Source organism: Ferrovibrio sp. GW821-FHT12D07 (genome assembly GCF_058807275.1).
The window spans coordinates 1-12,776 of sequence record NZ_JBXAQN010000001.1; the positions used below are offsets into that span (position 1 = coordinate 1).

Consider the following 12,776-nt stretch of genomic DNA (forward strand, 5'->3'; position numbering starts at 1 on the left):
AGTTCGGCGGCTGGGCCAAGACCCAGAAGGCGCATTTCGGCGACGGCGGCGTCTTCGACCAGATCTACAAGCCGGGCTGATCCACGTGTCGCAAGCCTTATCCCGCATTCCCTTCAAGCCTCAGCCCAGCGTCATTCCCGGTTTCGGGATCACGCTGGGCCTCAGCCTGTTCTGGCTCTGCCTGATTGTGCTGGTGCCGCTGGCCGGCCTGTTCCTGAAATCCGCCACGCTGGGCTGGGACGGCTTCTGGGCCACGGTGATGACGCCACGCGTGCTGGCGGCGCTGCGCCTGAGCTTCGGCGCCTCGCTGATTGCCGCCGCCGTCAACGCCGTCTTCGGCCTACTGGTCGCCTGGGTGCTGGTGCGCTACGACTTCCCCGGCAAGCGCGCCATCGATGCGCTGATCGACATTCCCTTCGCGCTGCCCACCGCCATTGCCGGCATCGCGCTGACCACGCTCTGGGCCGAGAACGGCTGGCTGGGGAGTATCGTGGCCGATTACGGCATCAAGGTCTCGTTCACGCCACTGGGCGTCATTTTCGCCCTGATCTTCATCGGACTGCCCTTCGTGGTACGCACAGTGCAGCCGGTGCTGCAGGATTTCGACCGCGAGGTCGAAGAGGCGGCCGAGAGCCTGGGCGCCACGCCCTGGCAGGTCTTCGCCCGCGTCATCTGGCCCAGCATCCTGCCGGCCACGCTCACCGGCTTCGCGCTGGCCTTCGCCCGGGCGCTGGGTGAATACGGCTCGGTGATCTTCATTGCCGGCAACCTGCCGATGATCTCCGAGATCGCGCCGCTGCTGATCGTGATCAAGCTGGAGGAATTCTCCTATGGCGGCGCGGCCGCCATCGCCGCCGTCATGCTGATGGCCTCCTTCACCCTGCTGCTGGCGATCAACGGCCTGCAGCGCTGGGCCGAACGACGCGAAAAGCGGAGGTAGGCCATGGCGGGGGCAGCAATTGCAGGCACGCGCAACCAGGCGCGCCGCATCGAACGGCCAGGCGCGGCGCTCTGGCGCTGGTCACTGATCAGCATCGCGCTGGTCTTCATCTTCGGCTTCATCCTGGTGCCGCTGGTCATGGTCTTCGTCGAGGCCTTCCGCCAGGGTTGGCAGGCCTATATCAAGGCGCTGACCGACCCGGATGCACTCTCGGCCATCTGGCTCACGCTCGGCACGGCGCTGGTCGTCGTGCCGCTGAATCTCGTCTTTGGCCTGCTGGCCTCCTGGGCCATCGCCAAGTTCGAATTCACCGGCAAGAGCTTCCTGATCACGCTGATCGACCTGCCCTTCTCGGTCTCGCCGGTGATCTCGGGGCTGGTCTTCGTGCTGCTGTTCGGTCTTCAGGGATGGCTTGGGCCGTGGCTGCGCGACAACGACCTGAAGATCATCTTCGCCCTGCCCGGCATCGTGCTGGCCACCACCTTCGTCACCTTCCCCTTTGTCGCCCGCGAACTGATCCCGATCATGCAGGAACAGGGCACCACAGAAGAAGAAGCCGCGATCTCGCTGGGCGCATCGGGCTGGCAGACCTTCTGGCGGGTCACCCTGCCGAATGTGAAATGGGCGCTGCTCTATGGCGTGCTGCTGTGCAACGCGCGCGCCATGGGCGAATTCGGCGCGGTGTCGGTGGTGTCGGGCCATGTGCGCGGCCTGACCAACACCATGCCGCTGCATGTCGAGATTCTCTACAACGAATACAATTTTGTTGCCGCCTTCGCCGTTTCCTCGCTGCTGGCCCTGCTCGCCATCGTGACGCTGGCGGCCAAGACCACGCTGGAATGGAAACTGGCGCGCAGCACCCGGCCGGACAAGGACTGAACCATGCAGATCGAAATCGCCGGCGTCAGCCGCCAGTTCGGCAGCTTCCATGCGCTGCGCAGCGTCGACCTCAATATAAAAAGCGGCGAACTGGTGGCGTTGCTCGGTCCGTCAGGCTCGGGCAAGACCACGCTGCTGCGCCTGATCGCCGGCCTTGATCGCCCCGATGCGGGTGACATCCGTTTCGATGGCAAGAGTACGGCCAAACGCCCGGTGGGTGAACGTCATGTCGGTTTCGTGTTCCAGCATTACGCGCTGTTCCGCCACATGACCGTGTTCGAGAATGTCGCCTTCGGCCTGCGCGTGCGACCCAAGAAGGATCGCCCGAGCGACGCCGACATCCATCGTCGCGTCACCGAACTGCTGCGGCTGGTGCAGCTCGACTGGCTGGCCGAGCGCATGCCCTCGCAGCTCTCGGGCGGCCAGCGCCAGCGCATTGCGCTCGCACGCGCGCTCGCCATCGAACCCCAGGTGCTGCTGCTTGATGAACCCTTCGGCGCGCTGGATGCCAAGGTGCGCAAGGAGCTGCGGCGCTGGCTGCGCCGCCTGCATGAGCAGCTCGGCATGACTTCGGTCTTCGTCACCCATGACCAGGAAGAAGCGCTGGAACTGGCCGACCGCGTGGTGGTGATGGACAGGGGCCGCATCGAGCAGGTCGATACGCCGGTGGCGCTCTACAGCAATCCGAAAACGCCCTTCGTCAGCCACTTCCTTGGCGATGTAAACGAGATCGACTGCAATGTCGTGGCCGGCCGGCCGCATGTGCCGGGGCTGGATACGTCCGTGCTGTCGACCGTGCATCTGCCCAACGGGCCGGCGCGCCTGTATGTGCGTCCGCATGACATCAACGCCGAGCCGACGGCGGATGGCAAGGCCGTGATCCGCTTCGTCTCGCCGGTCGGCGCGCTGGTGCGCAGCGAGGCCGAACTGCCCGATGGCCGCGTGATGGAAGTGATGCAGCTGCATGACCGCTTCGCGCTGCGCCCGCTGCAAGTAGGCGACCGCGTGACGCTGACCGCCAAGCGCGGTCAGGTCTTCCCCATCGACTGAAGACTTACATGCGGGTGACGGCGCTGGTCCGCCACTGATAGCGGCCGGCACGGAAGGCGCCGAAATGCTTGCCGATATCGGGATGGTTGACCGGGCCTGAGTCTGAGTCCGGCAGCAGGTTCTGCTCCGAGACATAGGCGACGTAAGGCCCCTGCGCATTCTCGGCCAGCAGATGATAGAAGGGCTGGTCCTTGCGCGGGCGCAGGTCGGGCGGAATCGCCTGCCACCACTCCTCGGTGTTGTTGAACACCGGGTCGACATCGTAGATCACGCCGCGAAACGGAAACAGGCGATGCTTCACCACATCGCCAATCGCAAACTTCGCCTCGCGCTCGCGGCTCTTTTCCGCCATCACACCCTCAAATCACTCCGGACAGGCCAGTCTAGTACGTAGCCCGGCCGCCACTGACGTCAAACACCGCGCCGGTGGTGAAGGAGTTCTCGGCCGACAGCAGCCAGGCCACCATGGCGGCGATCTCCTCCACGGCCACGAACCGGGCGCGGGGTATCTTGGACAGCATATAGTCGATATGGGTCTGCGTCATCTGGTCGAAGATGGCGGTTTTTGCCGCAGCCGGGGTGATGCAGTTGACCGCAATGTCCAATCCGGCCAGTTCCTTGCCCAGGGACTTGGTCAGCGCGATCACGCCGGCCTTGGCGGCGCTGTAGGCGCTGGCATTGGGGTTGCCTTCCTTGCCGGCGATGGAGGCGACATTGACGATGCGGCCATATTTCTGCGCTTTCATCAGCGGCACCACGGCGCGACAGCAGTGGAACACACCGGTGAGATCAATATCGATCACCTGTTGCCAGGCATCCAGGGGATAGGCATCAACGGGCGCATTCGGCCCGGCGATGCCAGCATTGTTGACCAGCAGGTCGATGCCGCCCAGCGCTTTCGCGGTCTCTGCCGCGGCAGCCTCGATGCTGGACCAGTTGGTGACATCAGCCTTCACGGCGATGACCTTGCCCTGCGCACCCAGCCCCTCGGCCGTCTTCTGCGCCAGCGCGATATCCATGTCCCAGATGGCGACAGCGGCGCCCGATTTCAGCAGACGCTCGACCACGGCGCGGCCAATGCCTTGCGCCCCGCCGGTGACCACGCCGCGCTTACCCTTCAATTCGATCTGGTTCATCGTTTCTCTCCCGTTTGGACATAGGCTAGCAGAAGCCGCGCCCCTTTTCACAGGTCCACACGTTTTTAGACATCTGGGCATTCCAGCGCGACCGGCCTAGTCTGGCGACACGGGAGGGGCGATGTCGAACACGCCCGAGACAACAAGCGACCGGACCTGGCCGGCGGTGCTGCCGCCCGCGCTGGCGGATTTCCTTGCCTGGTGGCGCGCCCTGCAAAAGGCCGCCGGCACCGTTCCCCCCAAGCGCGCCGTCGATCCGCTGCTGATCCCGCGCCACCTGCTGCCCCATATCGGCCTGGTTGATGCGCGGCCTGAGGGCGACCTGGCCGCAGGCGGCAGGCTCAACCTGCACTTCCGCCTGCTCGGCACCGGCCATCGCCGCGCCACGGGGCGCGACTACAGTGGCCGCTCATTCGATGAACTTTATACCCCCGAGCAGGTTCTGACCTTCGAGCAGGAATATCGCGCCATCCTGCTGGGCGGCGAACCCACTTTCGCGCGCCGGTCATCTTTGAAGCAGAACCGGGAGTTCATCATGTTCCAGCGAATTCTGGCACCCCTGCTTGATGATGCCGGCCAACCGCGCCATGTGATCGGCTACTGGCATTGGGAGAATCTGGAATCGTGACGACAACACCTGCCACTGTGACACCCGAAAGCGTGCTGACCTTCTGGTTCGACGGACAGCCCAAGGACTTCCGCAAATGCTGGTTCGAGAAGAGTGACGTTTTCGATGCGCAGATCGCCGAGCACTTCGGCGCGGCGGTGGAATCGGCGCTGGCCGAGGGCTTTGCCGACTGGGCAGTGACACCCGAAGGCGCGCTGGCGCTGCTGATCCTGCTCGACCAGTTTCCGCGCAACCTGTTTCGCGGTCAGGCCAAGGCCTTTGCCGGCGATGCGCGCGCCCGTATCGTGGCACGACAGGCGATCGATCGCGGCTTCGATATTGCGCTGCCGCCGGTGACGCGGCTGTTCTTCTACCTGCCGTTCGAGCATAGCGAACACCTGCCCGACCAGGATCTGGCGCATCTGCTGTTCTCGGCGCTGGACAAGGAATTGCCTGGCCAGGATCTGGCGGGCTGGGCCGACAAGCATCGCGTCATCATCGCGCGCTTCGGGCGCTTTCCCCATCGCAATGCGGCGCTGGGGCGGCAGAATTCACCGGAAGAGATCGAGTTCCTTAAGCAGCCCGGATCTTCCTTTTGACATCGGGCCGCTCGGCGACCAGATGGAAGGTTCCTCTGGGCTTGGGCGGTTCGCTGACGCCCAGCCAGGCCACGAACTGCGCGATGGCATCAGGCTTGCCATCGAAGACAATCTCGCCGGCCTGACGTGCCTGATGCAGGCTGCTGTAGCCCATCACCATGCTGGTGAAGATTTCCAGATCGGCATGGATCGTCATGTCCGGCTCGAAGCCCATGTCGGTCGAGCACAGGTCGACCGTCTCGCCGCGCACCACCAGCCACCACCGGCGCAGCTTGTGATCGCGCTTGGGCACATTGCTGAATTCGAAATGGAAGATATACGACGTGGCCGGTGCTGACTTGGCGATCAGCATGCGCCGCAGCGCCCACATCAGGAAGCCGACATTGCGGTCTTCCCGGGTGATATAGGGCGTGCGCCATTCCCAGCCCCAGACGGCGAGGTTGATGATCATCGGCCGCAACGCCTCACCGGCGGGAGTCAGCCGGTAGAAATGCCCACGCGCCGCCGGCTGCGGTATCCTTTCCAGCAGGCCGGCATGCTCCAGTTCCTTCAGGCGACGCGCCAGCAGGCTGCGCGGGATCAACGGCACGCCCTGCTGGATATCGGTGAAGCGCACGCTGCCGAGCAGAAGTTCGCTCAGGATCAGGATGGTCCAGCGACCCGCGATGATTTCCGCAGCCTTGGCCAGCGGACAGAATATCCCGTATCGCATTCCCATCGGCGGTTCAGGCCGCCTCGGCCTGGCGCTTCACCATCTTGCTGAGTGTCGACAGCTTGATGGACGGCGGCGCCGGCGGCACCAGGTCGGGCGAAGCCGGCACACGCATCAGCCGCATCTGCGGCGGCTCGGTCAGCCCCAGCGTGGAGACAAACTGCGACACCAGCGCTGCATTATCGGAGAAGGTGACATCCCCGGCCTTGCGTGCCGACTGCAGGCTGACGGTGCCGATCACTACGCGGGTCATGATGTCGAGATCGGCATCAACGACCAGGTCCGACTCGAAACCCATGTCGGTAAAGCAGAGCTCGACCGCGCCATCGCACAGGATCATCCACCAGGTGCGCTGCTTGTGGTCGCGCTTGGGTACATTGCGGAAATTGAACTGCAGCACGCAGCGCGCCGGCAGCACCGTCTGCCCCAGCACCAGGTCGCGCAGCATCCGCATCAGGAAGCCGACATTGCGGTCCTTCTCGTCGATATGGGGCAGCCGCCAGGTGCTGCCCCATTCGGCCAGCATGTTGATCATCGGCCGCAGCGCGTTGCCGCACTCGGTCAGCCGGTAGGCATGGCCGCGCCGCCCGGGCTCACCCGTGCGCGTGATCAGGCCGGCGGCCTCCATCTCCTTGAGGCGCTGAGCCAGCAGGCTCCGCGGCATCAGGGGGACGCCGTTCTGAATGTCGCTGAAGCGCTCCCGGCCCTTCATGAGCTCGGTGAGGATCAGCGGGGTCCAGCGTCCGGCCACTACTTCGACGGCTTTCGCCACCGGACAGAAAATTCCATAGCCCGTTGTCATGGCGCGATCATCCTTGGTTGAATTACGTTTCCAAGTTCACTTTTCGAACTATCGCCCGAAGGGGTGTACAGGCATGGTCCCGGCTCGCCAATGACTCTAAAGGATGAGTGAGACATGACCGCACACGCCGCTGCCGCTCTCAAATCTGCGCAGATTTCCGCCAATAGTGACCTTGCGACCCGGGTCCAGGCCCTGGCCCAGTTTTTCGCCGTCCAGGCCGCTGCCAACGATGCGGCTGACCGGTTTCCAGCGGATAACTTCGCCCAGCTCAAGGCGAACCACATTTTCTCGGCCAGCATCCCGACCGAGCTCGGCGGTGGCGGCGCCAGCTATCGCGACATGGCGGTCATGCTGAACGAATTCGCCCACCATTGCAGTGGCACGGCGCTGGCGCTGGCCATGCACACCCATCCGATCGCCATGCTGGTGCGGCGCTGGCGCAACGACCCGGCCGCGGTGGAAGCCCCGCTGCGCAAGATCGCAGCCGAACAGCTGATGCTGCTCTCCACCGGCGGCAATGACTGGCTCGACGGTTCGGGCACAGCCAAGCAGGTCGAGGGCGGGTATCATTTCTCGGCGCGCAAGCGCTTCGTCAGCGGCGCCGAAGCCGGCAACCTGCTGATGACCATGGCGATCTGCGGCCAGGAAGTGCTGCATGCCGCCGTGCCGATGAGCAGCAAGGGCATCACCATCGAGAAGACCTGGAAGACGCTGGGCATGCGCGCCAGCGGCTCGCAGGATGTGGTGCTTGAGAATGTCTTCGTGCCGGAAGGCTCGATCTCGCTGCGCCGTCCCGCCGGCGTGTGGCACCCCTTCTTCCACCTGGTGACGCTGGTCGCCTTCCCGCTGATCTACAGCGTCTATCGCGGCGTGGCCGAGAAGCTGTGCGCCGAGGCCGCGAAGGCCGCCCTGCGTCGCCGCAGCGAGCCCGACACGCAGCTGCAGGTCGGCGCCATGCAGACCGCGCTGACAACAGCGGTTGCCGCCCATGAGCAGATGCTGGCCCTGGGCGAGTCCGCGACACCCAGCCCGGAAACCTCGGCGCAGATCATGACGCTGAAGCGCATCGTCGCCGACAACCTGCTGGCCACCGGCAACCTGGCGCTGGATGCCGCCGGCGGCAGCGCCTTCTATCGCGACAATGGCATGGAGCGGCTGTTCCGCGACCTGCAGGGGGCGCGCTACCACCCCTTCACGACCCTGCCGCAGCAGCGTCTGGCCGGACGGCTGGCACTGGGTCTCACGGCCGACGGTCAGGCGGCGTGATTCCCTCCGACGCCTGACTGACGGAAAAGCCGCGTAGCTGCCCTGATCAGCTACGCGGCTTTTTCAGTTTCTGGACCTGCTTGTAACGGAAGCAGTCCGTCGTGTGATCGTTGATCATGCCCACCGCCTGCATGAAGGCATAGACGATGGTGGGTCCGACAAAGGTGAAGCCGCGCTTGCGCAGGTCCTTCGAGATCGTCTGGCTGAGCGGCGTTTCCGCCGGCACCTGCTTCTTCAGCGCCCAGGTATTCTGCAGCGGCTTGCCATCGAGATAATTCCACAGATAGCCCGAGAAGCCGCCCTTCTCGTGTTCCATGATCTCCAGCCAGCCGCGCGCATTGGCCACCGTGCCGTGAATCTTGGCCTTGTTGCGGATGATGCCTTCGTTCTGCATCAGCGCATCCAGCTTCTTCGGCGTATAGCGCACGATCTTCTCGGGCACGAAGCCGTCAAAGGCTTTGCGGAAATTGTCGCGCTTGCGCAGGATGGTGATCCAGGAGAGACCGGCCTGGAAGCCGTCGAGGATCAGCTTCTCGAACAGCGCGCGGCTGTCCCATTCGGGCACGCCCCACTCGGTGTCGTGATACTCCATGTAGAGCGGATCGACGCCGCACCAGGTGCAGCGGCAGCGACCGTCATGACCGACATTGGAGGCGTCTTTGCTCATGGGGGAATCTTCTTATGATTTCGCTTCGGGAATCGGTCCGGCATAGTCGGGCCGCTTTGCGGTCAGTGCAACACCCGCAGCGTCCAACGTCTGCGTTACCGCATCCAGCCGCAGCAGCGCCAGGCCCGTCGCGCCGACACTGGAGCGCAGCTGCCCGACCTCCTGGCCGTTCGCGGTGATCGCCGTGCCGGCGGCCGGCAGGTCTGCCCCGGCCTGCACGCGATAGAGCTGCTTCTTCACCAGGCCGCGATACTTGGTGCGCGCGGTCAGCTCCTGACCGATGTAGCAGCCCTTCTTGAAATCGACGCCGTGCAGCGCCTCGAAATGATTTTCCAGCAGGATGCCCTTGTCGATCTCGATATCCTTCACGCCATCGGGCACGCCGAGCGACAGCCGGTGCGCCTCATAGGCGGCGAGATCGACCGGCGGGAAAGCCGGCTCGATATCCGGCGGCAACCACAGGCGCCAGCCCAGCGCGGCCAGACGCGGGTCGGCAAACAGGATGCCGCCGGCCACGGGCGCAGGTGTGTTGGTGGCGCTGAACAGCGCATAGCCGTGCCAGCCCTCGACGATGGCGATCTCCACCTTGGCACGCAGGCGATACAGCGTCAGGCGGCGCTGCAGGTCGGGCAGGCGTTCGGCCGCGACATCCAGCAGCAGGCCACGATCATCCGCGGTGACGAAGAAATCATGCAGGAACTTGCCCTGCGGGGTCAGCAGCGCGGCATAGACGGCGCGCGCTTGTCCATCAGGGCCGGGCACGACCCCGGTGACTTCGTTGGATACCAGGGCATTGAGGAAGCCGGCGGCCTCGTCTCCCCGCAGGCCCAGCAGGGCCCGGTCGGACAGCACAGCACAGGTCGGATTCGCCATAAAACCTCCGGAATCAGTCCCCCTGAGGTATGGGAGCGACGGCCGCTTGGCAAGCGGCCCTTGCTTGGCAAATGCCGCCCCGGCACCTATAACCGGCGGCCATGCGCATCCTCTTCATCACCGCCAACCGCCTGGGCGACGCCGTCCTGTCCACCGGCCTGCTCAACGAGCTTCACCAGCAGTTTCCCAAGGCGAAATTCACCGTGGTCGCCGGTCCGGCCGCGGCCGGCGTTTTCGAGGCCGTGCCCAATCTCGAGCGCCTGATCGTCATGCGCAAGCAGCCCTGGGGCCGGCACTGGTGGGAGCTGTGGAAGCAGCTCGCCTTCACCCGCTTCTGGCTGATCATCGACCTGCGCGGCTCGGCCATCGGGCAGCTCCTGCTGGCGCGCCGCCGCCGCACCTTCACCGGTTCGGGCTCGCGCCTGCACAAGGTGATCGTGCTGAGCAATTTCATGAAGTTCAAACTGCCGGTCGCGCCGCATGTCTGGACCAACGACGCCCAGAAGAAGGCCGCCGCACAGCTGTGGCCCGACGATGGCCGCCCGGTGCTGGCGCTGGGCCCGACGGCGAACTGGGGCGGCAAGATCTGGCCCGCCGACCGTTTCGCCGAACTGGCGCGCCGCCTCACCGCAAAGGATGGCATCCTGCCCGATGCCCGCATCGTCATCTTTGGCGGTCCGGGCGAAGAGGCGCTGGCCAGACCGGTGGTGGATGCGCTGCCGGCCGACACCATCGACCTGGTCGGCAAGATCGACCTGCCGGTGATCGCCGCCGCCATGCAACGCTGCAGCCTCTATATCGGCAACGACAGCGGCCTGATGCATCTGGCCGCCGCCGCCGGCGCGCTGACGCTCGGCCTGTTCGGCCCCAGCCGCGAGACCGTCTACGGTCCCTGGGGCGAGAAGAACAATGCCGTGCGCACCGATCTCAGCCTTGAGGAAATCGTCGGCCAGCCCGGTTATGATTTCACCAGCCAGGAAAGCCGCATGCTGACCCTCAGCGTCGACAAGGCGCAGAAGGCGGCGGAAGACATGTGGCGGCTGGCCCAGGATTGAGCAGGATGACCATGCCAAAACTCTCCGCTCTGGTGGTTGCCCATAACGAGGAAGCGCAGCTCGCCGACTGTCTCGAACGGCTGAAATTCGCCGACGAGATCGTGGTGGTGCTGGATCGCTGCACCGACCATTCGAAAGAGATCGCGCTGGGCTTCCACGCCAGGATCGTCGAGGGCGCCTGGCCGCTGGAAGGTCCGCGCCGCAACACCGGCATCGAGGCCTGCACTGGCGACTGGATTCTGGAAGTCGACAGCGACGAGCGCGTGCCGGCCGAGATGGCGCGCGAAATCCGCGACCTGATCCCACGCGCCGGCTTCGGCCATGTGCTGGTGCCGTTCGACAATTACGTCGGCAGCCGTCTGGTGCGCTATGGCTGGGGCGGCGCGTTCGGCGTGATGATGGCGCCGCGACTGTTCACCAAGGGCGCCAAGCGCTGGGGCGAGCAGCGCGTGCATCCGGCGCTGGAGCTGAAGGGCGAACGCCGCTTCCTGAAATCGCGCATGATCCATTATGTGGATCGCGACATCACCGACATGATCGCACGGCTCAATCGCTATACCAGCGCGAAAGCCGCCGACCTGCGGGCCCTGCGCGCCGAGGGCAAGGACATTGGCAGCTTCGGCCACAACGTGCGCCGCATCTTCAGCCGCTTCTACAAATGCTATGTCGGTCGCAAGGGCTATCGCGAAGGCCGCTACGGTTTCCTGATCGCGCTGATGGCCGGACTGTATCCGGTGCTCAGCTACCTGAAAGCCGATCTGGAGAAAGACTAGATCACGCCGGCCTGCTTCATCAGCCGGTCGCAGGCCGTCACGAAATGCTGCTGCGCATCCTTGTCGCGCAGAGTCGACAGACCGTGATCCTGCCCCGCCATCGCCTGCATCTCCGCCTTGCCATGCTGCGCCAACGCGGCCACCACGCGTTCGGCATGACCGATATCCGCAAGCTCGTCATTCACGCCATGCAACACCAGCAGGCCGTCGCGCAGTGAAACCTGGTCAGGGTGCAGGCGATGATCACCGGCAGTGTCCAGGAACCGCTGGTCGATCATGAAGGCTGCACCGGCTTCTCCCAGCTTGCCATTTGTCAGCCGCTGCAAGCGGCCATCGGCCAGTCGCGGCGCAAAATAGGTCTGATCCCAGTCGAAGGCCGGCGCCAGCGCCAGCATGCCCCGCAGCAGACCGGGCCGTTGCTGCTGTGCCGCCAGCATGGCCCAGGCGCCCAGGCTGGCGCCGATACCGATGCAGTCTTTCAGCGCCGCATGATCGGCGATCGAGAAAATATCATCCCGCATGCTGGCGATCGTCATGCCCCAGCGCTCGCCACCGGATTTGCCCTGGCCGCGAAAATCCAGCGCGATGCAATCCTGGCCGCGCGCCTGCGCATAACTGAACACCATCTGGCCCAGCGTTTTAGCCATCGGGCTTTGTTGGCCATAGCCGCCGACCAGCAGCAGGCCTGGCGCAGATCCGGCGCAGCGATATCCGGCGATGGCCGCACCATCGGCAGCCGCAACGGAAAAGCTCTGGATCGCCGACATCAGCCGGCGACCAGCCGCGCTTCCACCTGCTCGCAGATGTAATGGTAGTAGCAGGCATGAATCTGCTGGATATGCGGCGTGTGGCGCGAGGGCGCCGCAATCAGCACGTCGCAATGCGGCTTCAGCTTGCCGCCGGTCTCGCCGGTCAGGCCGATCACCGTCATGCCTTTTGCCTTTGCTGCCTCGGCCGCCTGGATCACATTGGCCGAATTGCCCGAGGTCGAAATCCCCAGCAGCACGCCGCGCTCGCGGCCATAGGCCTGCACCTGGCGCGCGAAGAGGCTGGCGTAATCGTAATCATTGCTCCAGGCCGTGGTGACGGCGGCATCGACGCCGAGCGCGATGCAGTTGAGCGCGCGGCGCTCTTTGAGAAAGCGGCCGACCAGCTCGCCGGCGATATGCATGGCATCCGAGGCCGAACCGCCATTGCCGCAGACCAGCAGCGGCAGGTCATGGCGCAGCGCTGCGGTGATCGCCTCGATTGCCTTTTCCACGGCGGTCGCCGTCTCAGGCGTCGCCGCCTTCTGGATCAGGGCGGCGGACTCTTCCAGATAGGCAATGACGGACATCTCAGGCAGGCTCTCGAACAGCGAATGACAAGGGGCTGCACTAGACTAGCATATCGCCGCCCCGGCTCCAGCCGCCGAAAG

Annotated in this window: 16 protein-coding genes; 8 read left to right on the plus strand and 8 right to left on the minus strand. The window is 64.8% G+C overall.

All coding sequences use genetic code 11. The features are described from left to right. Window positions 1-85 precede the first annotated feature (85 nt). From cysT to AC1RRE_RS00015, 3 genes are read left to right on the plus strand one after another with little or no spacing between them, the layout of a single operon-like run. Window positions 86-940, plus strand: a complete 855-nt coding sequence (cysT, locus tag AC1RRE_RS00005; protein WP_492978985.1) for a sulfate ABC transporter permease subunit CysT — start codon at window positions 86-88, stop codon at window positions 938-940. 3 nt (window positions 941-943) lie between these two features. Continuing rightward, on the plus strand, window positions 944-1,819 hold the full coding sequence (gene cysW, locus AC1RRE_RS00010; RefSeq protein WP_492978986.1) for a sulfate ABC transporter permease subunit CysW: 876 nt from the start codon (window positions 944-946) through the stop codon (window positions 1,817-1,819). Window positions 1,820-1,822: 3 nt separating this feature from the next. Then, a complete protein-coding gene (locus tag AC1RRE_RS00015) occupies window positions 1,823-2,869 on the plus strand; it encodes a sulfate/molybdate ABC transporter ATP-binding protein (RefSeq protein WP_492978987.1) in 1,047 nt (348 codons plus the stop codon). A gap of 4 nt (window positions 2,870-2,873) precedes the next feature. Here AC1RRE_RS00015 and hspQ read toward each other — a convergent pair whose 3' ends face one another. Beyond that, a complete protein-coding gene (gene hspQ, locus AC1RRE_RS00020; protein ID WP_492978988.1) occupies window positions 2,874-3,221 on the minus strand; it encodes a heat shock protein HspQ in 348 nt (115 codons plus the stop codon). Between the two features lie 31 nt (window positions 3,222-3,252). Then, the gene (locus tag AC1RRE_RS00025; RefSeq protein WP_492978989.1) at window positions 3,253-4,005 is read right to left on the minus strand and encodes an SDR family NAD(P)-dependent oxidoreductase; all 753 of its coding nucleotides are present in this window, start codon (window positions 4,003-4,005) and stop codon (window positions 3,253-3,255) included. Between the two features lie 121 nt (window positions 4,006-4,126). Here AC1RRE_RS00025 and AC1RRE_RS00030 point away from each other — a divergent pair, with 121 nt between their 5' ends. Both AC1RRE_RS00030 and AC1RRE_RS00035 read left to right on the plus strand, forming a co-directional pair. Continuing rightward, a complete protein-coding gene (locus AC1RRE_RS00030; RefSeq protein WP_492978990.1) occupies window positions 4,127-4,633 on the plus strand; it encodes a PAS domain-containing protein in 507 nt (168 codons plus the stop codon). After that, entirely contained in the window at window positions 4,630-5,211 is a 582-nt protein-coding gene (locus AC1RRE_RS00035) for a DUF924 family protein (protein ID WP_492978991.1), read from the plus strand. The genes AC1RRE_RS00030 and AC1RRE_RS00035 overlap by 4 nt, the downstream gene beginning before the upstream one ends. Here AC1RRE_RS00035 and AC1RRE_RS00040 read toward each other — a convergent pair. Both AC1RRE_RS00040 and AC1RRE_RS00045 read right to left on the minus strand, forming a co-directional pair. Then, window positions 5,186-5,929, minus strand: a complete 744-nt coding sequence (locus AC1RRE_RS00040; protein ID WP_492978992.1) for a winged helix-turn-helix transcriptional regulator — start codon at window positions 5,927-5,929, stop codon at window positions 5,186-5,188. The two genes, AC1RRE_RS00035 and AC1RRE_RS00040, sit on opposite strands and share 26 nt — an antisense overlap. Before the next feature lie 7 nt (window positions 5,930-5,936). Continuing rightward, window positions 5,937-6,725: a winged helix-turn-helix transcriptional regulator gene (locus AC1RRE_RS00045; RefSeq protein WP_492978993.1), complete on the minus strand. Its 789-nt coding sequence runs from the start codon at window positions 6,723-6,725 to the stop codon at window positions 5,937-5,939. Between the two features lie 114 nt (window positions 6,726-6,839). On the opposite strand from AC1RRE_RS00045, the gene AC1RRE_RS00050 reads away from it, so the two are divergent. After that, window positions 6,840-7,991 (plus strand): acyl-CoA dehydrogenase family protein, encoded by a 1,152-nt coding sequence (locus tag AC1RRE_RS00050; RefSeq protein ID WP_492978994.1) that lies wholly within the window; start codon window positions 6,840-6,842, stop codon window positions 7,989-7,991. Between the two features lie 46 nt (window positions 7,992-8,037). Here the strand turns inward: AC1RRE_RS00050 and AC1RRE_RS00055 are convergent, their stop codons facing one another. Both AC1RRE_RS00055 and ygfZ read right to left on the minus strand, forming a co-directional pair. Beyond that, on the minus strand, window positions 8,038-8,658 hold the full coding sequence (locus tag AC1RRE_RS00055) for a DNA-3-methyladenine glycosylase I (RefSeq protein WP_492978995.1): 621 nt from the start codon (window positions 8,656-8,658) through the stop codon (window positions 8,038-8,040). A gap of 12 nt (window positions 8,659-8,670) precedes the next feature. Then, a complete protein-coding gene (gene ygfZ, locus AC1RRE_RS00060; RefSeq protein WP_492978996.1) occupies window positions 8,671-9,531 on the minus strand; it encodes a CAF17-like 4Fe-4S cluster assembly/insertion protein YgfZ in 861 nt (286 codons plus the stop codon). Between the two features lie 101 nt (window positions 9,532-9,632). Between ygfZ and AC1RRE_RS00065 the strand changes: the two genes are divergently transcribed. Then, complete coding sequence (locus tag AC1RRE_RS00065) at window positions 9,633-10,586, plus strand: glycosyltransferase family 9 protein (protein ID WP_492978997.1); 954 nt, start codon at window positions 9,633-9,635, stop codon at window positions 10,584-10,586. 5 nt (window positions 10,587-10,591) lie between these two features. Then, a complete protein-coding gene (locus AC1RRE_RS00070; protein WP_492978998.1) occupies window positions 10,592-11,359 on the plus strand; it encodes a glycosyltransferase family 2 protein in 768 nt (255 codons plus the stop codon). Here AC1RRE_RS00070 and AC1RRE_RS00075 read toward each other — a convergent pair. Continuing rightward, a complete protein-coding gene (locus tag AC1RRE_RS00075; RefSeq protein ID WP_492978999.1) occupies window positions 11,356-12,126 on the minus strand; it encodes an alpha/beta hydrolase family protein in 771 nt (256 codons plus the stop codon). The two genes, AC1RRE_RS00070 and AC1RRE_RS00075, sit on opposite strands and share 4 nt — an antisense overlap. After that, entirely contained in the window at window positions 12,126-12,695 is a 570-nt protein-coding gene (locus AC1RRE_RS00080) for a D-sedoheptulose-7-phosphate isomerase (RefSeq protein WP_492979000.1), read from the minus strand. Before AC1RRE_RS00080 ends, AC1RRE_RS00075 begins: the two co-directional genes overlap by 1 nt. Window positions 12,696-12,776 lie beyond the last annotated feature (81 nt).